Annotated in this window: 15 protein-coding genes; 7 read left to right on the top strand and 8 right to left on the bottom strand. The window is 65.3% G+C overall.

The features are described from left to right. Positions 1 to 9: 9 nt before the first annotated feature. The 3 genes from LCM4576_RS33925 (at position 10) to LCM4576_RS33915 (ending at position 4,508) form a co-directional block, all read left to right on the top strand. Positions 10 to 2,385, top strand: a complete 2,376-nt coding sequence (locus LCM4576_RS33925; protein ID WP_071036605.1) for an aldehyde dehydrogenase family protein — start codon at positions 10 to 12, stop codon at positions 2,383 to 2,385. Positions 2,386 to 2,759: 374 nt separating this feature from the next. Continuing rightward, positions 2,760 to 3,491 (top strand): SDR family oxidoreductase, encoded by a 732-nt coding sequence (locus LCM4576_RS33920; protein WP_071036604.1) that lies wholly within the window; start codon positions 2,760 to 2,762, stop codon positions 3,489 to 3,491. A 171-nt stretch (positions 3,492 to 3,662) separates the two neighbouring features. After that, positions 3,663 to 4,508 (top strand): fumarylacetoacetate hydrolase family protein, encoded by an 846-nt coding sequence (locus LCM4576_RS33915; RefSeq protein WP_071036820.1) that lies wholly within the window; start codon positions 3,663 to 3,665, stop codon positions 4,506 to 4,508. Between the two features lie 206 nt (positions 4,509 to 4,714). Here LCM4576_RS33915 and LCM4576_RS33910 read toward each other — a convergent pair whose 3' ends face one another. From LCM4576_RS33910 to LCM4576_RS33885, 6 genes are all read right to left on the bottom strand, one after another. Beyond that, positions 4,715 to 5,713 carry an ABC transporter ATP-binding protein gene (locus tag LCM4576_RS33910; RefSeq protein ID WP_071036603.1) on the bottom strand — a complete coding sequence of 333 codons (999 nt, stop codon included), beginning with the start codon at positions 5,711 to 5,713 and terminating at the stop codon, positions 4,715 to 4,717. Positions 5,714 to 5,728: 15 nt separating this feature from the next. Further along, positions 5,729 to 6,787 (bottom strand): Gfo/Idh/MocA family protein, encoded by a 1,059-nt coding sequence (locus LCM4576_RS33905; protein ID WP_083361613.1) that lies wholly within the window; start codon positions 6,785 to 6,787, stop codon positions 5,729 to 5,731. 240 nt (positions 6,788 to 7,027) lie between these two features. After that, positions 7,028 to 7,867: a carbohydrate ABC transporter permease gene (locus LCM4576_RS33900; RefSeq protein WP_071036601.1), complete on the bottom strand. Its 840-nt coding sequence runs from the start codon at positions 7,865 to 7,867 to the stop codon at positions 7,028 to 7,030. An 8-nt stretch (positions 7,868 to 7,875) separates the two neighbouring features. Continuing rightward, complete coding sequence (locus LCM4576_RS33895; protein WP_071036819.1) at positions 7,876 to 8,805, bottom strand: carbohydrate ABC transporter permease; 930 nt, start codon at positions 8,803 to 8,805, stop codon at positions 7,876 to 7,878. A gap of 242 nt (positions 8,806 to 9,047) precedes the next feature. Then, entirely contained in the window at positions 9,048 to 10,322 is a 1,275-nt protein-coding gene (locus tag LCM4576_RS33890; protein ID WP_071036600.1) for an ABC transporter substrate-binding protein, read from the bottom strand. A gap of 159 nt (positions 10,323 to 10,481) precedes the next feature. Then, positions 10,482 to 11,390, bottom strand: coding sequence for an N-acetylmuramic acid 6-phosphate etherase (locus tag LCM4576_RS33885; RefSeq protein WP_071036599.1), 909 nt, complete (start codon positions 11,388 to 11,390; stop codon positions 10,482 to 10,484). A 200-nt stretch (positions 11,391 to 11,590) separates the two neighbouring features. Here LCM4576_RS33885 and LCM4576_RS33880 point away from each other — a divergent pair, with 200 nt between their 5' ends. From LCM4576_RS33880 to nagA, 4 genes are all read left to right on the top strand, one after another. Then, complete coding sequence (locus LCM4576_RS33880) at positions 11,591 to 12,472, top strand: N-acetylglucosamine kinase (protein ID WP_040979935.1); 882 nt, start codon at positions 11,591 to 11,593, stop codon at positions 12,470 to 12,472. Positions 12,473 to 12,562: 90 nt separating this feature from the next. Beyond that, positions 12,563 to 13,342 carry a GntR family transcriptional regulator gene (locus LCM4576_RS33875; protein WP_071036598.1) on the top strand — a complete coding sequence of 260 codons (780 nt, stop codon included), beginning with the start codon at positions 12,563 to 12,565 and terminating at the stop codon, positions 13,340 to 13,342. Then, entirely contained in the window at positions 13,339 to 14,373 is a 1,035-nt protein-coding gene (locus LCM4576_RS33870) for an SIS domain-containing protein (protein ID WP_040979932.1), read from the top strand. Before LCM4576_RS33875 ends, LCM4576_RS33870 begins: the two co-directional genes overlap by 4 nt. Next, the gene (gene nagA, locus LCM4576_RS33865) at positions 14,370 to 15,530 is read left to right on the top strand and encodes an N-acetylglucosamine-6-phosphate deacetylase (RefSeq protein ID WP_071036597.1); all 1,161 of its coding nucleotides are present in this window, start codon (positions 14,370 to 14,372) and stop codon (positions 15,528 to 15,530) included. Before LCM4576_RS33870 ends, nagA begins: the two co-directional genes overlap by 4 nt. A gap of 268 nt (positions 15,531 to 15,798) precedes the next feature. Here the strand turns inward: nagA and LCM4576_RS33860 are convergent, their stop codons facing one another. Both LCM4576_RS33860 and LCM4576_RS33855 read right to left on the bottom strand, forming a co-directional pair. Next, entirely contained in the window at positions 15,799 to 17,322 is a 1,524-nt protein-coding gene (locus LCM4576_RS33860; protein WP_071036596.1) for a malonyl-CoA synthase, read from the bottom strand. A gap of 92 nt (positions 17,323 to 17,414) precedes the next feature. Continuing rightward, positions 17,415 to 18,152: a GntR family transcriptional regulator gene (locus LCM4576_RS33855; RefSeq protein WP_071036595.1), complete on the bottom strand. Its 738-nt coding sequence runs from the start codon at positions 18,150 to 18,152 to the stop codon at positions 17,415 to 17,417. Positions 18,153 to 18,370 lie beyond the last annotated feature (218 nt).

Here is an 18,370-nt window from a genome sequence, read left to right as displayed (position 1 = left end):
AGGCGCCCCATGAACATCCTCGAACGCTATCACGCCATGGAATACGGTCCGGCCCCGGAAGCCCGCAACGAGGCCGACGCCTGGCTGGCCTCGCGCGATTTCTCCAAGGCCMTGTTCATCGACGGCGCCTGGAAAGCGGCGGCCAGCGGCAAGACCTTCGACACCTCCGAACCGTCCTCCGGCAAGCTGCTGGCCAAGGTCTCGGATGCAGGCRCTGCCGATATCGATACTGCGGTCGCGGCCGCCGCTAAGGCGCTGCCGAAATGGAGCGCCAGCTCGGGCTATGCCAGAGCCAAAGTGCTCTACGCCATCGGCCGCGCCATGCAGCGCCATCAGCGCCTGTTYGCGGTGCTGGAATCGATCGACAACGGCAAGCCGATCCGCGAGAGCCGCGACATCGATGTGCCGCTGGCGATCCGCCACTTCATCCACCACGCCGGCTGGGCGCAGACGCTCGACAGGGATTTCCCCGACCACAAGCCGGTCGGTGTCGTCGGCCAGGTCATCCCGTGGAATTTCCCGCTGCTGATGCTGGCCTGGAAGATCGCGCCGGCGCTTGCCGCCGGCTGCACGGTGGTGCTGAAGCCGGCCGAGTTCACGCCGCTTACCGCCATCCTGTTCGCCGAGATCTGCGAGCGTGCCGGCGTGCCGAAGGGTGTCGTCAACATCGTCCAGGGCGGACCGGAGGCGGGTGCTGCGATCGTCAATCATCCCGGCGTCCAGAAGATCGCCTTCACYGGCTCGTCGGAAGTCGGCAAGATCATCCGCAAGGCCACCGCCGGGTCGGGCAAAAAACTGTCGCTGGAGCTCGGCGGCAAGTCGGCCTTCATCGTCTTCGAGGACGCTGATCTCGACAGCGCCGTCGAAGGGTTGGTCGACGGCATCTGGTTCAACCAGGGCCAGGTCTGCTGCGCCGGCTCGCGGCTCCTGGTGCAGGAAGGCATCGCGGAAGCCTTCATCGCCAAGGTCAAGGTCAGGATGAGCCGGCTGCGCGTCGGCAGCCCGCTCGACAAGAACACCGATATCGGCCCGTTGGTCGACCGCACCCAGCTCGATCGTGTCAAGGGCCTGATCGCCGAGGGCGCGAAGCAGGGCGCCGTCTGCTGGCAGCCGGACGCCGCCTTGCCGGCGACAGGTTACTACCACTTGCCGACGCTCGCGACCGCTGTTTCGCCGGCTAATATCTTGGCGCAGGAAGAAGTCTTTGGCCCGGTGCTGGCGACGATGAGCTTCCGCAACACCGAGGAAGCGATCGAGCTCGCCAACAACACGCGCTACGGCCTAGCCGCTTCCGTGTGGAGCGAGAACGTCAACCTTGCGCTGCATGTCGCGCCGCAGCTGAAAGCCGGCGTCGTCTGGGTCAACGGCACCAACATGTTCGACGCCGCCTGCGGCTTCGGCGGTTATCGCGAGAGCGGCTTTGGCCGTGAAGGCGGTCGCGAAGGCATGTTCGAATATCTCGCCGCCAAGCTCCCCGTCGGCCCCGCTATCAAACCGGCCGCGGCCGGCTCGGCGCAGCCGGTCGAGCAGGCCGACGGCACGGCCGTCGACCGCACGGCAAAGCTGTTCATCGGCGGCAAGCAGGCGCGGCCGGACGGCAACTATTCTCTGGCCGTCGCCACCGCCAAGGGCAAGCTGGCCGGCGAAGTCGGCCTCGGCAACCGCAAGGACATCCGCGACGCCGTCGCCGCTGCCCGCGCCTGCAAGGCCTGGCCGGATGCGACCGCCTATAACCGCAGCCAGGTGCTCTATTATTTCGCCGAGAACCTTTCGGGCCGCGCCGATGAGTTCGCCGCGCGCCTCGTCCAGCTCACCGGCGTCACCGCCAAGGCCGCGCGCGAGGAGGTCGAGCAGTCGATCGAGCGGCTGTTCCTCTATGCCGGCCTCGCCGACAAGTTCGAGGGCCGCGTCCATCAGCCGCCGGCCCGTGTCGTGACGCTTGCGCTGCATGAGCCTGTCGGTGTCGTCGGCATCGTCGCGCCGGACAACCAGCCGCTGCTCGGCTTGATCTCGCTGCTGGCGCCGGCGCTCGCCATGGGCAACACCGTGGTCGCCGTTCCGTCCGAGCGGCATCCGCTTCTTGCCACCGACCTCTACCAGGTGATCGAGTATTCCGACATTCCGGCCGGCGCCATCAACATCGTCACCGGTCGCAGCGCCGAGCTTTGCGGCGTGCTGGCCAAGCATGACGATGTCGATGGGCTCTGGGTGTTCGCCGATGYCGACACCTGCGCGAAGGCGGAGGCCGACTCCACTGGCAATCTCAAACGCGTCTGGACCGGCAATGGCCGCACGCTCGACTGGGCCTCGAACGAGGCGGCCGGCGAGGCCTTCCTGCGCCGTGCCATCGAGGTCAAGAACGTCTGGGTGCCTTACGGCGACTGATGCCTCGAGGCGTGTCGCGTCCGGTTGAGCCAGGCAGCGTGACCTATTGTCCTGTTGTCATACAAGCTGTTGCATCCGGGCTGGCGATATGCATTAAAGCAGCCGCGAAGATGATCGCGTTCGGGCTTGACGCTCGTCGGCGTGTTCTTTAACGAGAAAAAACATCTTCATCTGTGAACCGGGAATCTGACCGCACGATGCCGTCTGTCTGGCACACGACGCTGGGGTCAGCCCTCGATAGAGGCGGATGCGCGAGAGCAATTCCAGGAAAAGTGTGAGCGGTTTTCCGCCGGGAATTGCGTCGGACAAGGAGATAGAGCGGTTCGCCGTTTCCGTGAAACAGTGAGACGCTCCGGGCAGGCGAGGAGAAAAACATGGCGGATTTGGCAGGCAAGGTGGTCGTCGTCACCGCGGCGGCGCAAGGCATCGGCCGGGCGAGCGCGCTGGCTTTCGCCAAGGCGGGCGCCACGGTTCATGCCACCGATATCAATGAGTCGCTGCTGGCGGAGCTGGGCAAGACGGCCGGCATCAAGACCCGTAAGCTCGACGTCCTGAACGACGCGGCTGTCGCTTCCGCCTTCGCCGAGATCGGCCGGGTCGATGTGCTGTTCAACTGCGCCGGCTTCGTCCATGGCGGCTCGATCCTCGAGATGAAGGACGAGGATCTCGACTTCGCGGTCAACCTCAACGTCCGTTCGATGATCCGCACCATCCGTGCCGTGCTGCCGGGCATGCTGGAACGCGGCGACGGCTCGATCATCAACATGGCCTCGCTGGCAAGCTCGCAGAAGGGCGTGCCGAACCGCTTCGTCTACGGCCTGACCAAGGCGGCCGTGGTCGGCCTGACCAAAGCGGTCRCCGCCGATTATGTCGCCAAGGGCATTCGCTGCAACGCCATCTGCCCCGGCACGGTCGAAAGCCCGTCGCTGCAGGACCGCATGCATGCCCAGGGCGACTATGAGGCTGCCCGTGCGGCCTTCATAGCCCGCCAGCCGATGGGCCGGCTTGGCACGCCGGAGGAGATCGCCGATCTCGCCGTCTACCTTGCCGGCGCGACTTACACGTCAGGGCAGGCCTACAATATTGACGGCGGCTGGTCGATCTGACGAAAGGCTCGGACATCGGGGCTATCGGATCGAAACGTCTGAAAATCTCGACGATTTGGCCTGCATGGCAGCAAGACTCGCTTGTCGCCGGTGTGGTCGGCGACTAGGGTCCGCGGGCTTTGATGGGAATTTGCAAAACCGGCCCCTGGCCGTAAGGTGGAGAAAGTTGAGATGAAGTTGTTGCGCTATGGCGAAGCTGGCAGCGAGAAGCCCGGCCTGCTTGATGCGGATGGGAACATTCGCGATCTTTCCGCTCATGTCGCCGACATCGCCGGCACGGCGCTTCATCCGGCCTCGCTGGAGATGCTTTCGAAGCTCGATCCGAGGTCGCTGCCGGTGGTCTCCGGCAAGCCGCGTCTGGGCGCCTGCGTCGCCGGCACCGGTAAGTTCATCTGCATCGGCCTGAACTATTCCGATCACGCCGCCGAGACCGGCGCCACCGTGCCGCCGGAGCCGATCATTTTCATGAAGGCAAGCTCGGCGATCGTCGGGCCCGATGACGACGTGCTGATCCCGCGCGGTTCGGAAAAGACCGACTGGGAAGTCGAGCTCGCCGTCATCATCGGCAAGACGGCGAAGTATGTCTCGCAGGACGACGCGCTGGATTATGTCGCAGGCTACGCCGTCGCGCATGACGTGTCGGAGCGCGCCTTCCAGGCCGAGCGTCAGGGCCAGTGGACCAAGGGCAAGTCCTGCGACACGTTCGGCCCGACCGGCCCGTGGCTGGTCACCAAGGACGAGGTCGCCGACCCGCAGAACCTAAAGATGTGGCTGACCGTCAACGGCAAGACCATGCAGAACGGCTCGACCAAGACCATGGTCTATGGCGTGAAGTATCTGGTCTCCTATCTCAGCCAGTTCATGTCGCTGCATCCCGGCGACATCATCTCCACCGRCACCCCGCCCGGCGTCGGGCTCGGCATGAAGCCGCCGGTGTTCCTGAAGGCCGGCGACGTGGTGGAGCTCGGCATCGAAGGGCTGGGTCAGCAGAAGCAGACGTTCAAGGCGGACGAGTAAGCACAGACCTCCCCTTCCCCCCTTGTGGGGGAAGGTGGCCGCGAAGCGGCCGGATGAGGGGTGCTGGAAGGATCTCGGTGCAGCAGGATTAAGCGCCTGGAATCCATCAATCTTCGAGGCAGTACTCCGCTGGAACACCCCTCATCCGTCTCGGCGCTGACGCGCCGATCCACCTTCTCCCACAAGGGGAGAARGAAAAAGGCGTTCTATTTCAACACTCTTCCATCCGCGCCGAACCGGTACGTCTTCGCCGCATCCGGYGTCGCGTAGAGCGTCGCACTCGGCTCGGCATTGTAGACGCCGAAGATGCGCACGGTGATCAGCCCCGCCTTCTCGCAGTCGAGATAGAGATTGGTGTCGGYGCCGAGATGCTCGGCATGCACCACCGTGCCTTTCCAGGCGCCGGACTTCGCGTCGACGGTGAGGTGTTCCGGCCTCACGCCGATGGTCTTGGCGGTTTCGCCGAGCCTGGCGCCGTCGATGAAATTCATCTTCGGCGAGCCGATGAAGCCGGCGACGAATTCGTTTGCCGGCGCATTGTAGAGCTCCATCGGGCTGCCGATCTGCTCGATGCGGCCGGCATTTAGCACCACGATCTTGTCGGCCAGCGTCATCGCCTCGACCTGGTCGTGCGTGACGTAGATCATCGTCGCCTTCAGCCGCCGGTGCAATTGCGCGATCTCCAGGCGGGTGTTGACGCGCAGCGCGGCGTCGAGGTTCGACAGCGGCTCGTCGAAGAGAAACAGTTTTGGCTCGCGCACCACGGCGCGGCCGATGGCGACGCGCTGGCGCTGGCCGCCCGACAGCTCCGCCGGCCGGCGTTCCAGATAGGGCTCGAGCGACAGCATGGCGGAAGCGATCTTGATGCGCCGCTCGATCTCGGCCGCCGGCGTGCCGGCCTGCTTCAGGCCCAGCGCCATGTTGTTCTTCACCGTCAGGTGCGGGTAGAGCGCGTAGGTCTGGAACACCATGGCGATGCCGCGCTTCGCCGGCGGCGTGACGGAAACATCCGCGCCGTCGATCAGCACGCGGCCGGAGGTCGAATCCTCCAGGCCGGCGATGACGCGCAGCAGCGTCGATTTCCCGCAGCCGGAGGGGCCGACGAAGACGACGAATTCGCCATCCGTCACTTCGAGGTCGATGCCCTTCAGCACCTCGACCGGCCCGAAAGCCTTCTTCACATTCTCGATCTTCAGCGAGCCCACGGCTTCGTTCCTGTTCTAGAGTTTGACGGCGTTGCCGCTGCGCACGCTCTCGTCGGCGGCAAGGCAGACGGCGAGCGATTTCACGGCATCGTCCATGTGGCGGGTGAGGTCGATACCGTCGCGGATAGCCTTGAGCAGGAAAGCCTGCTCCAGGTCGCAGAGCTCCTGGTGGCCCGGCTCGCCCTCCATCGACAGCAGCTGGTCTTCTTTTGTGAACTTGCCGTCCGGCCCGGTTGCCGCGCTGTGCAGCCGGATGGTCGAGGTCTTGGTGTGGGTGTCGATGTCGTCGGACTTGACGCCCTCCTTCATCACGATCGAGACGCAGCCCCTGGGCGACATCACGTCCTTCACGAAGAAGGCCGTCTCCGAGATCATCGGCCCCCAGCCGGCCTCGTACCAGCCGACCGAGCCGTCCTCGAACAGCACCTGCAGGTGGYCGTAATTGTACATCGAGGGTGCGATCTCGTCGGTGAGGCGCACGCCCATGCCGCGCACCTCGACGGGTCTTGCGTCGGTGATTTGCAGCATCACGTCGAGATAATGCACGCCGCAATCGACGATCGGCGAGGTCGTCTGCATCAGCTGCTTGTGCGTCCCCCAGGTATGGCCGGAGGACTGCTGGTTGAGATTCATGCGAAAGACATACGGGCCGCCGAGCTTGCGCGCCTCGGCGATGAGGCGGATCCAGGACGGATGGTGGCGTAATATATAGCCGATCACCAGCTTCCTGCCGTTGGCCTTGGCGGCGTCGACCACGCGTTGCGCGTCGGCAACCGTCGTCGCCAGCGGCTTCTCGACGAAGACATGGCAGCCCGCCTCGAAGGCTCGCACCGCGTAGTCGGCWTGGCTGTCGGAATAGGTGGCGATCGCCGCCACGTCCGGCTTCTCGTCGCGCAGCGCGTCCTCGAAGGAGCGCCGGATGCCGTAGCCGGAAAGCCCTTCCGGCAGCGTCACGTCGGACCGGTTGACCAGCGCGGCGATCTCGAAGCCGGGATTGGTGTGATAGGCCAGCGCATGGCTGCGGCCCATATTGCCGAGCCCGGCGACGACGACGCGAAGGGGTTTATCGCTCACGGACTGCTCCACTTTCTCTCGAAACGGTGTCACCCCACCCGGCGCTACGCGCCGACCTCCCCATCAAGGGGAGGTAAGGCGTTGGCGCGAAAATCCCCACCGCCAAAGAAGCGGCCCTGAACCGAGGACCCAGGCGGTCGAGAATAAAGCGGCGACCTCCTACCTCCCCTCGATGGGGAGGTCGGCGCGAAGCGCCGGGCGGGGTGAAGCGCCGACCGAATGCGATTAGCAACCCCCCGCTCACTTCACCGCTCCCGACGTGATGCCGCGGATCAGCTGCCGCGAGAAGATGACATAGAGGATAAGCACCGGCAGGATCGCCAGCGACAGCGCTGCCAGGATCGCGTTCCAGTTGGTGACGAACTGGCCGAGGAAGAGCTGGGCGCCGAGCGTCACGGTCTTGGTCTCTTCCGAAGGGGCCAGGATCAGCGGGAACCACAGGTCGTTCCAGATCGGAATCATGGTGAAGACCGCGACCGTCGCCATGGCCGGCCGCACCAGTGGCAGCACCAGCCGGAAGAAGATCGTGTATTCGGAAAGCCCGTCGATGCGGCCGGCATTCTTCAGGTCGTCGGACACCTGCTTCATGAATTCCGACAGGATGAAGATGGCCAGCGGCAAGCCCTGCGCGGTGTAGACCAGGATCAGCGCCGCCAGTGTGTTGACCAGCCCTGTCGCCACCATCAATTGCAGGATGGCGACGGTGCCGAGGCGGATCGGGATCATGATGCCAAGCGCCAGGTAGAGCCCCATCAGCGTGTTGCCGCGGAAGCGGTATTCCGACAGCGCGAACGCCGCCATCGCCCCGAACAAAAGCACGAAGAACAGCGACAGCACGGTGACGACGAGGCTGTTCTGGAAATAGTGGAAGAAATCGCCCTGGYCGAACACCGTCGTGTAGCCGATCAGGTCGAAGGTCTTCGGCGTCGGCGGCGTCAGCGGCGCGCCAAAAATGCCCGCGCGCGACTTGAACGAGTTCATCACCACCAGGATCACCGGGAACAGCGCGATCACCGWGTAGGTGATAAGGATCGCATGCGCGCCGATGGTGCGGGGAAGCGAACGGGTAGCTGTGCTCATGGCGCGCCTCAGAACTGGTAGCGACGCAGGCGCGTCTGCACGAGGAACAGGTAGACGCAGACGCCGGCGAGGATGATCAGGAACATGATCGTGGCGATCGCGGCGCCCATATTGGGATCGCCGACCTGCAGCTGGAAGCCGAAGAAGGCGCGGTAGAGGAAGGTGCCGAGGATGTCGGTCGAATAGTTCGGCCCGGCGAGCGCCCCTTGCGCGGTGTAGATCAGGTCGAAGGCGTTGAAATTGCCGACGAAGGTCAGGATCGAGATGATGCCGATGGAAGGCAGGATCAGCGGCAGCTTGATCTTCCAGAACTGCGCCATGCCGGTGACGCCGTCGCATTCKGCTGCCTCGATCACCTCGTCCGGGATCGACAGCAGCGCCGCGTAGATCAGCATCATCGGGATGCCGACGAATTGCCACACCGAGACCAGGCTGAGCGCGGTGAGCGCATACTGCTCCTTGCCGAGCCACGGCGTGAAGAAGCTCTTCAGCCCGACGAAATCCATCAGATGCGGCGCCACGCCCCAGATCGGCGACAGGATCAGCTTCCAGGCGAAGCCGACGATGACAAAGGACAGGATCGTCGGCACGAAGATCGCCGTGCGATAGAAGGCGGTGAAACGCAGCCTGGGGCTGGAAAGCAGCGCCGCGAGCAGGATGCCGATCGGGTTCTGCACCAGCATATGGATGATGAAGAACCAGACATTGTTCCTCAGCGCATTCCAGAAATTCACCGACCAGTTCGGATCGCCGAACAGCGTGCGGAAATTGYCAAACCCGACAAAGACCTGGGATTGCTCGATGTTGCGGAACAGGGAAAGCTGTAGCGTGCCGAACAGCGGCAGGATCATGAATGCGGTGTAGACCAGCACCGCCGGTGCCAGGAAGACGCCGACATGCCAGCGGATCGGTCTTTTCGCTCGCGTTTCTGCAGCCATGGTTTCGGTGTCCATGAGTTCGGTTCCCCGCGGTCTCTGGGTTCCAGTTCAGGTGATGCTAGCTGATGCCTCGATGCACGGCCTGGCTGTCCCCTCGGGGAAAGACAAGACCAGCGACAGATCGGCTCCGTCTTCCCCGTGGGATCGAGGGTAAGACCGGRAGGCTGCGCCGACAATCGCTATCTGGAGCTTGTTCGAACGCCGGCCGGGCCTGGGCCCGGCCGGCATCGCGATCGATCTGCTTACTTCGCCGGCTTGTACCAGCTGTCGAGGCCGTCCTGCAGCTTCTTGGCCGCGGCCTCCGGCGTGTCRGTGCCGTTGATCACGTTGGCCGATTCAACCCAGGTCTCGTTCTCGAGGTTCGGCGTGCCGCGCGACAGGATCTGGTAGGTCGAGCGGATCGTCGACTTGCACTTGCCGCGCCAGGAGACGAATTCCTGCGCCAGCGGGTCTTCCATCTTCACCGGCGAGGAGTTCAGGCTGAAGAAGCCCGGCAGCGCGTTGGCGTAGATGGCGGCGAAATCCGGCGAGGCGACCCAGGAGAGGAACTTCTTGGCCTCTTCCGAATGYTTCGACGCCGCGTTCAGGCCCATGCCGATGTCGGTATGGTCGGAGATGTAGCAGGTGTCGCCGGCTTTCTCGACCGGCGGCGGGAAGGCGCCCATCTTGAACTGGGCCTGGGTGTTGAACAGGCCGATTTCCCACGAGCCGGCCGGGTAGATGGYGGCGCGGCCGAGCGTGAACAGGTTCTGGCTRTCCGGATAGGTCTGCGCCTCGAAGCCGTCGCCGAGATAGGGCTTCCACTTGGCCAGTTCCTCATAGGGCGCGACCCAGTCCTTGTCGGTCAGCTTCTGCTCGCCCTTGATCAGGGCGGCGCGGCCTTCCTCGCCCTTCCAGTAGTTCGGGCCGATATTCTGGTAGCCCATGGTCGCGGCTTCCCAGAGGTCCTTGGTGCCCATCGCCATCGGAATGTAGGTGCCGTCGGCCTTGATCTTGTCGAGCACGGCGAAGAACTCGTCGCGGGTCGTCGGCACCTTGAGGCCGAGCTTGTCGAACGCGTCCTTGTTGTAGATGAAGCCGTGGATGACCGAGGCCATCGGCACGCAGAAGCTCGACTTGCCGTCATCGGTCTGCCAGGCGGACTTGGCGACGGGCGAGAAGTTCTCCATGCCCGGCAGCGAGGTCAGGTCGGCGAGATTGCCCTTCTTGAACAKCTCGAGCGACTTGTCGAACGGGCGGCAGGTGATCAGGTCGCCCGCAGAGCCGGCGGCGAGCTTGGCGCCAAGCGCTGCGTCATACTCCGTCGGGGCCGAAGGCGCGAACACCACCTTGATGCCGGGGTTCTTGGCCTCGAAGGCCGGGATCAGCTTGTCCTTCCAGATGGTCAAGTCGTCGCCGCGCCAGCTTTCGATGTTGAGCGTCACGTCCTCGGCCAGAGCCATCCCGGTCGTGCCGAGAATGYCCGTGCCGAGAATGCTTGTGCCGAGCAGAAGGGCCGTCAGTAGTTTGGTCTTCATCTTCAGTCTCCCTGTTGACCTTTTTCAGGTTCGGTTCTGATGAGAACAGAGGCTCAGCGCCCCTTGCTCCCCTCGCAAGCCCGTTTCACCCCGATGGAAATCGGGATGAAACAAGCCCTACTTCCTTGTCAGGGCATGATCTTTTCCGAAAAGCGGGTTTCACTTTTCGGGATCATGCCCCAGCGCGGAAAGCGCCGGCCGAAGCTTCTGGCCGGCTCCTTCCAGTATCTTCTCGGCCGCGTCGGCGTTGGCGGCGCCCGCGGCGAGCAGAATGGCTGTCTTGACGACACCGCCGCTTTCCTCGAGCAGGCGGGCGGCGTCCTCGCGGCTCTTGCCGCTGATGGCGGCGACCATGCGCACGGCGCGGTCGCGCAGCTTGATGTTGTCGGCGGTGAGATTGACCATGTAGCCGTCATGGACATGGCCGAGATGGATCGCGGTCAGCGTCGACAGCATGTTGAGCGCGATCTTCTGCGCGGTGCCCGCGCCCATGCGTGTCGAGCCGGCGATCAATTCCGGCGGGGTTTCGAGCAGGATGGCGACGTCGGCCTGCTTGAACAGCGCGGCGCCCCGGTTGTTGGCGATGGCGATGGTGGCCGCGCCGCGGCTGCGCGCGTCCTGCAGCGCCTGGACCGCGTAAGGCGTCGAGCCGCTGGCGGAGATGGCGATCAGGCAGTCGCCCTTGCCGATGGCAGCCGCGGCGACGGCTGCCGACGCCTCCTCGGTGTCGTCCTCCGGTCCGCCGGCCAGCGTGCGGAAGGCGTCGTCGCCGCCGGCGATCAGGATGGCGATGCGGTCACGGGCGATGCCGAACGTGCCGGGCAATTCCAGCGCGTCGGCCATGGCCATCAGGCCGGAACTGCCGGCCGCCGCATAGGCGAGCCTGCCGCCGCTTTTCAACTGCTTCGCGATGAGTTCGGCGGCGGCGGCGATCGCCGGGATGGCCCCGTGCACGGCCTTCGAGGCCTCGATCTGGGCATTGGCCAGGAACGCCAAAATGGCGTCCGGGGACTGGACATCCAGYCCCTCGGCATTCTGGTGGAGCGCTTCCGTGCGCGTCTCGGCCATGCATTTTCCTCCAACTGAACGAACAATACCAAAAAAATACCACTTGTCCACACGCATTAACGAATTTTGGGCTACGGACCTAGCTTGCCGGCAAATTACCGTTGGTTTTCAATAAAATACGGCTTAATCTTTTTTGAGCTGAAATTAACCCTTGGCTATTGGTATTTTATTGGTATTATCCGGGCCGAGGAGAAAATCGCGTGAAATTCGTGCTTGGCATCGATGGCGGCGGCACCAGCTGCAGGGCGGCCCTTGCGACCGTCGACGGCTCGGTCGTCGGCCGCGCCAAGAGCGGCGCCGCCAACATCCGCACCGACCTCACGGGCGCCCGCGCCAACATCGTCGAGGCGGCCAGGCAGGCTTTCCTTGCCGCCGGCCATGATCCGGAGCTGATCCCGCAGACGCCTGCCATCCTCGGCCTCGCCGGCGCCAATGTCGGCACCTACCGGCAGCAACTCGAGGCGATCCTGCCCTTCAGCCGGAGTCGCGTCGAAACCGACGCCGAGATCGCGCTCGAGGGCGCGGTCGGCTCCGGTGACGGCGCCATGGCCATTCTCGGCACCGGCACCGCCTATATGGCGCGTAAGGGTGGAAAATCGCGCGCCATCGGCGGCTGGGGTTTCCAGGTCGGCGACCAGGGCAGCGGCGCCCGCATCGGCCGCGACCTGCTGGAACAGACGCTGCTCGCCTATGACGGCATCCGTCCGGGCTCGCCCTTGACCGACGCCATGCTCGCCGTCTTCCGCAACAATCCCGAAGACGTGGTCGAATTCACCACCAACGCCAAGCCGGGCGATTTCGGCGGCTTCGCGCCAAAAGTCTTCGAGCATGCCGAAAAGGGCGATCTTGTCGCCAACTTCATCCTGGACAAGGCTGTGGCCGATGTCGAGGCCTCGCTCGGCGCGCTCGATCTTGCCGACGACGCTCCGCTTTGCCTGCTCGGCGGCCTGGCGCCGCTTTACGCGCCGCGCCTGTCGGCGCGTTATCAGGCGCTGCTGAAACCTCCACTCGACGACGCGCTGGGCGGCGCCGTGCAGATGGCCGTGCGCCTCTTCGCCAGCGGTTCGGAGGCGTCGCGATGAGCGTCGCCGACCAGATCTTCGCCATGCTGCCGGAGGCGTCGCGATGAGCGCCGCCGACCAGATCTTCGCCATGCTGCCGGAGGCGTCGCGATGAGCGCCGCCRACCAGATCTTCGCCATGCTGAGAGAGTCGTCGCAGAGCGGCGCGCCGCTTTACCTGCAGCTCAGGCGCAGCATCGAGGAAGCGGTCAATCGCGGCCTGATCGGCCCCGGCGACGCGCTGCCCTCCGAGCGCGACATCGCCAGCAAGGCCGATATCTCGCGCGTCACCGTGCGCAAGGCGGTGCAGGACCTGGTCAAGGGCGGCATCCTCGTCCAGCGTCACGGCTCGGGCACCTTCGTTGCGCCGCGCATGGAGCGCGTCGAGCAGTCCCTGTCGCGGCTCACCTCCTTCACCGAGGACATGGCGCGCCGCGGCATGAACGTGCGCTCCGTCTGRCTCGACCGCGGCCTCTATGCGCCGTCGCCGGACGAAATGATGGTGCTTGGCCTTTCCTCGACCGAACTGGTGGCGCGCGTCGCGCGCCTGCGTATCGCCAACGACACGCCGCTGGCGATCGAGCGCGCGGCGCTGTCGGCCAGCGTCCTGCCCGATCCCGAAGCGATCGGCTCCTCGCTCTATGCGGCGCTGGGCACGACCGGCAATCGCCCGGTGCGCGCCGTGCAGCGCATCTCGGCCACCAACCTCGGCGATGCCGATGCGCGCCTGCTGGAAGTGCCGCCGGGGGTTGCCGGACTGCAGATCGAACGCATTTCCTATCTGGCGAGCGGCAAGGTGATCGAGTTCACCCGCTCGGTCTACAGGGGCGACGCCTATGATTTCGTCGCGGAACTCCGGCTGACCGGGCCGGGAGAGGAGATCCGGCCATGAGCGCCAACACCACCACCCATATGCGGCGCGAGATCGACGAGATCCCGGAAGCCGCCGCCCGCCTTCTCGACGGCTCGGCCTCGGCCTTGGCCGAGGCAGGGCGCGGCCTGCGCGAGCGCGACCCGCAATTCGTCGTCACCGTGGCGCGCGGATCGTCCGACCATGCCGCGACCTTCATGAAATACGCCGTCGAGCTGACAGCGGGTCTGGCGGTCGCTTCCGTCGGGCCGTCGATCGCGTCCATCTACGGCGCGAAGCTGAGACTCCGCGGCTCCGCCTGCCTGGCGGTCTCGCAGTCGGGYAAGAGCCCCGACATCGTCGCCATGGCCGAAACGGCAAGGGCCGGCGGCGCGCTCACCGTGGCCATCACCAACACGGCCGACTCGCCACTCGCGCGGGCTTCCGATTACGCCATCGATATCCTCGCCGGGCCGGAACGCTCCGTCGCGGCCACAAAGACCTTCGTCAATTCGGCCGTYGCCGGCCTTGCGCTGATGGCGCATGCCACCGACGACCAGGCACTGCTCAAGGCGCTCGCCGGCCTTCCCGGCCATTTCGAGAAGGCGATCGCCTGCGACTGGATGGCGCTCGCCGGCGCTTTGGAGAACCCGCAATCGCTGTTCATCCTCGGCCGCGGCCCGTCCTTCGCCATCGCCAGCGAGGCGGCGCTGAAGTTCAAGGAAACCTGTGCCATGCATGCCGAGGCCTACAGTGCCGCCGAGGTCATGCATGGCCCGCTGGCGCTGGTCGGACCGGGTTTCCCGGTGCTGGCGCTCGCCGCGCGTGATGCGTCGGAACCCTCGGTCGCCGAGGCGGCTGATGGTCTGACGGCCAAGGGCGCCGCCGCCTTCATCACCTCCGACAAGGCTAAGGCCGCGAGGCTTCTTCCGCATGTCGCAACCGGCCATCCGCTGACCGATCCGCTGCCGCTGATCGTGTCCTTCTACGGCTTCGTCGAGGCCTTCGCGCGCCATCGCGGCCTTGACCCCGATACGCCGCGCAACCTGCGCAAGGTGACGGAAACCGTATGAGCGACCGTTTCGCACTMACCGGCGCCCGCATCTTCGACGGCGCCGACTGGCACGACGATGCCGCCCTYGTCGTCAAGGGCGACGTGATCGAGGCGATCCTGCCCGCAGGCGCCATTCCGTCCGGCGTTCCGGCGGTCGAGACCGGCGGCGGGCTGCTTGTGCCGGGTTTCGTCGACATCCAGGTCAATGGCGGCGGCGGTGTCATGCTCAACGACCATCCCRATGTCGCCTCGATCGAGACCATCTGCCGGGCGCATGCGCCCTTCGGCACCACGGCGCTGCTGGTGACGCTGATCACCGACACGCCGGCGATCACTGCCGCGGCCGTTGCCGCCGGCGCCGAGGCTGCGCGGGAAAAGGTGCCGGGCTTCCTCGGCCTGCATCTGGAAGGTCCGCATCTCTCCATAGCCCGCAAGGGCGCGCATGACCCGGCGCTGATCCGCCCGATGACCGACGCCGACCAGGCGGCGCTGATCGCCGCGCGTCGGGAGCTTCCCGTGCTGCTCACCACGATCGCGCCGGAATCCGTGCAGCCGGGTCGCGTCACCGCGCTGGCCAAAGCCGGCGTCGTCGTCAGCCTCGGCCACAGCGACACCGATTACGCGACGGCRAGCGCCTTCGCCGGGGCCGGCGCCACGGTGGTCACGCATCTCTTCAACGCCATGAGCCAGATCGGCAACCGCGAGCCGGGCCTGGCGGGCGCGGCGATCGACGCCGGCGGTCTGTATGCCGGGATCATCGCCGACGGCATCCATGTCCATCCGGCGACGATGACCCTCGCGCTGCGCGGCAAGCAGGGGCCAGGCAAGATCGTGCTCGTCACCGACGCCATGGCGACAATCGGCACGGACATGACGTCCTTCACGCTGAACGGCCGCACCATCTACCGCAAGGACGGGAGTCTCAGGCTCGCCGACGGCACGCTGGCCGGCGCCGATCTCGACATGATTTCCGCCATTCGCTACGTCCACCGCGTCGTCGGCMTGGAGCTCGACGAGGCGCTCCGCATGGCCTCGCTTTATCCGGCCGAGGCGATCGGCCAGGCGCACCGGCTCGGCCGCTTCGCCAACGGCACGGCCGCCGACATTGTTGGGCTGTCGGAGGGGCTGGATGTCAGGAACGTCTGGATCGGCGGTGAGAAGGTTTTTGCCGGCTGAGATTTCCCGGTGCTGCAGCGGTGGAGAAGCTTTGAGACGCTGGCGGGACAGCACCCCCCTCTGTCCTGCCGGACATCTCCCCCGCAAGGGGGGAGATCGGACGTCACCGCGGCTTTCGCCAATCACCAACGTCGCAGAATTGAGCGAGGCGCGGAAGCTGCCAATCTCCCCCCTTGCGGGGGAGATGGYCGGCAGGCCAGAGGGGGGTGCGAAGGATCACGACGGATCTCACCCTTGCATCGCCTTCTTCTCCGAATGCCATCCAGCGTCAGCCGGCTTTGCCGGCGTACATATCCTTGTACGTCTCGCGCAGCACGTTCTTCTGCACCTTGCCCATCGTGTTGCGCGGCAGCTCGTCGATGAAGATCACCTGCTTCGGATGCTTGTATTTCGCCAGCCGTTCGGCGATTGCCGCGGCAATGTCGGCGGCGCTGATCGCCGATCCCGGCTTGCGCACCACGACCGCGGTGACGCCTTCGCCGAAGTCGGGATGGGCGACGCCGATCACCGCGCTTTCGGCGACACCGTCAAGCGCGTCGATCTCGCTCTCGATCTCCTTCGGATAGACATTGTAGCCGCCCGAGATGATGAGGTCCTTGCCGCGCCCGACGATGTGGACATAGCCGTCGGCGTCGATCAGGCCGAGGTCGCCGGTGATGAAGAAGCCGTCGCCGCGGAATTCGGCTTTGGTCTTCTCGGGCATGCGCCAATAGCCGGCAAAGACGTTCGGTCCCTTCACTTCGATCATGCCGATCTCGCCTTGGGCCAACGGCTTGGCCGTCTCGGGATCGGTGATGCGCAGCGAAACGCCGGGCAGGGGAAAGCCGACCGTGCCGGCGCGCCGCTCGCCGTCATAGGGGTTGGACGTGTTCATGTTGGTCTCGGTCATGCCGTAGCGCTCGAGGATGGCGTGGCCGGTGCGCTCGCGCCAGGCCTTGTGCGTCTCGGCGAGCAGCGGCGCGGAGCCGGAGATGAACACGCGCATGCCCTTGGCCACATCCTGGTTCAGCCCCTCCTGCTGCAGCAGCCGCACATAGAAGGTCGGCACGCCCATCAAGGCCGTCGCGCGCGGCATCAGCGACAGGATGCGCGCCGGATCGAATTTCTGCTCGAAGAACATTTTCGCGCCGGCCATCAGGATGACGTTGGTGGCGACGAACAGGCCGTGCGTGTGGAAGATCGGYAGCGCGTGGATCAGCACGTCGTCGGCGCCGAAGCGCCAGTGCTCCACCAGCACGCGGGCATTGGACGCAAGGTTCTCGTGGCTGAGCATCGCGCCCTTGGAACGGCCGGTGGTGCCGGAGGTGTAGAGGATCGCGGCAAGATCGTCCGACCCGCGCGCGACATCGCTGAACTCCGTCGCTTGCCGCGAAGCCTGGACGGCCAGCGTTCCCTGCCCGTCGCGGCCGAGCGTCAGCACCGTCGCGCCGACCGCCGCGGCAAGCGGTTCGACGCCGGAAAGACGGTCCGGATCGCACACGATCAGCTTAGGCTCGGCGTCGCGGAAGAAATAATCGAGCTCGGGCAGCGTGTAAGCGGTGTTGAGCGGCAGGAAGACCGCGCCGGCGCGCAACGAGGCGAGATAGAGCAGCGCCGCCTCGGGGCTCTTCTCGACCTGGACCGCGACGCGGTCGCCGGGCTCGACGCCCGCCTGCGCCAACGCATGCGCCAGTTGCGCCGACTTTGCCAGCATGTCGCCATAAGTGATCGAACGACCGTCATCCGTCTCCATCAGCAGCTTGCCGGGTGCCGGCATGCGGGAACGGAAAGCGCTGAAGAGATGATTGATCATGAAACGTCCTCAGGGCGCACCGGCGGCACAGCGCCGTGCTCGGCCGAGCGCATATCAGATTTCAGCAAAACTGCGCACCGCTTTTGCGTCCGCTATCTGCGGCCGCGTTTGGACTTGCCGGCCCTCGGGTCATAGCCCTGGGCGAAGCGTTCCATGCACATCGCCGCGGTGAGGCGGTAATGGTTGAGAAGCGCCTCGACCGCGCCGTCGGCGTCACCGTCCAGCGTGCGCTCGGCGATGATGCGGTGCTCGCCGAGATCGTCACGCCCCGTCCCCGGCGCGCTTTGCGAGATCAAGCGGTAGCGCGAGGCCTGGTCGGAAAGCTGGTCGCAGAAGCCGATCAGCCAGTGCGACCGGCATGCCGCGATCAGCGCGCGATGRAAGGCGCGGTGCAGCTTTTCCCACTCCGGATTGTTGGTGGCTGGGTCATCCGGCAGGCGGCGCTCGGCGCGCRCAAGGCGATGCAGCGCCAGCACCAGCTGCTCTTCCCATTCGGCGGTGCGGTGAGCGATGGATTCGCGCAGCGCCCGCTCCTCCAGCCAGCAGCGCGTGCGCGTCAATTCCTCCAGTTCCGCGGCACTGACCGGCATCAGGAAGAAGCCGCGCTGATCGTGACGGCCGAGCAGGCCCTCGGCGGCCAGGCGGTTGAGCGCCTCGCGCACGGGCGAGGCGCCGGCGCCATAGCGCGAAACGACCCATTCCACACGCAGCTTCGTTTCGGACTCCAGAGCGCCGCGCAGCAGGTCGTCGCGCAGTTGCTGGTAGACCGAGCTCGCAAGCGTGCTTTTGCCGCCCTTGCTTTCGCCCGGCTCGGTGTTTCCGTTTGTCAATCGAACTCCTGTCGCTTGCCCCTGTTGWGCCAGGGCCCCTCGGCGAAGCAATTCCCGTACATGTATCATACAGCCGGGCAGTGGCGCCTCAAGCGGAAGATTGCGATATTCGACTTTAAGACAAGATGGGCTGTTTATTTATCGGGCAAAGTAGAATCTCGACAAAAAGCTGATATTTCTACACTGCTTCACATATTGAACAGTCGTTCAATCTCTAT

The sequence above is a fragment of the Mesorhizobium sp. LCM 4576 genome (genome assembly GCF_001854815.1).
GTDB classification, from domain to species: Bacteria; Pseudomonadota; Alphaproteobacteria; order Rhizobiales; family Rhizobiaceae; genus Mesorhizobium; species Mesorhizobium plurifarium.
This window is presented reverse-complemented; position numbering and strand designations above follow the sequence as displayed.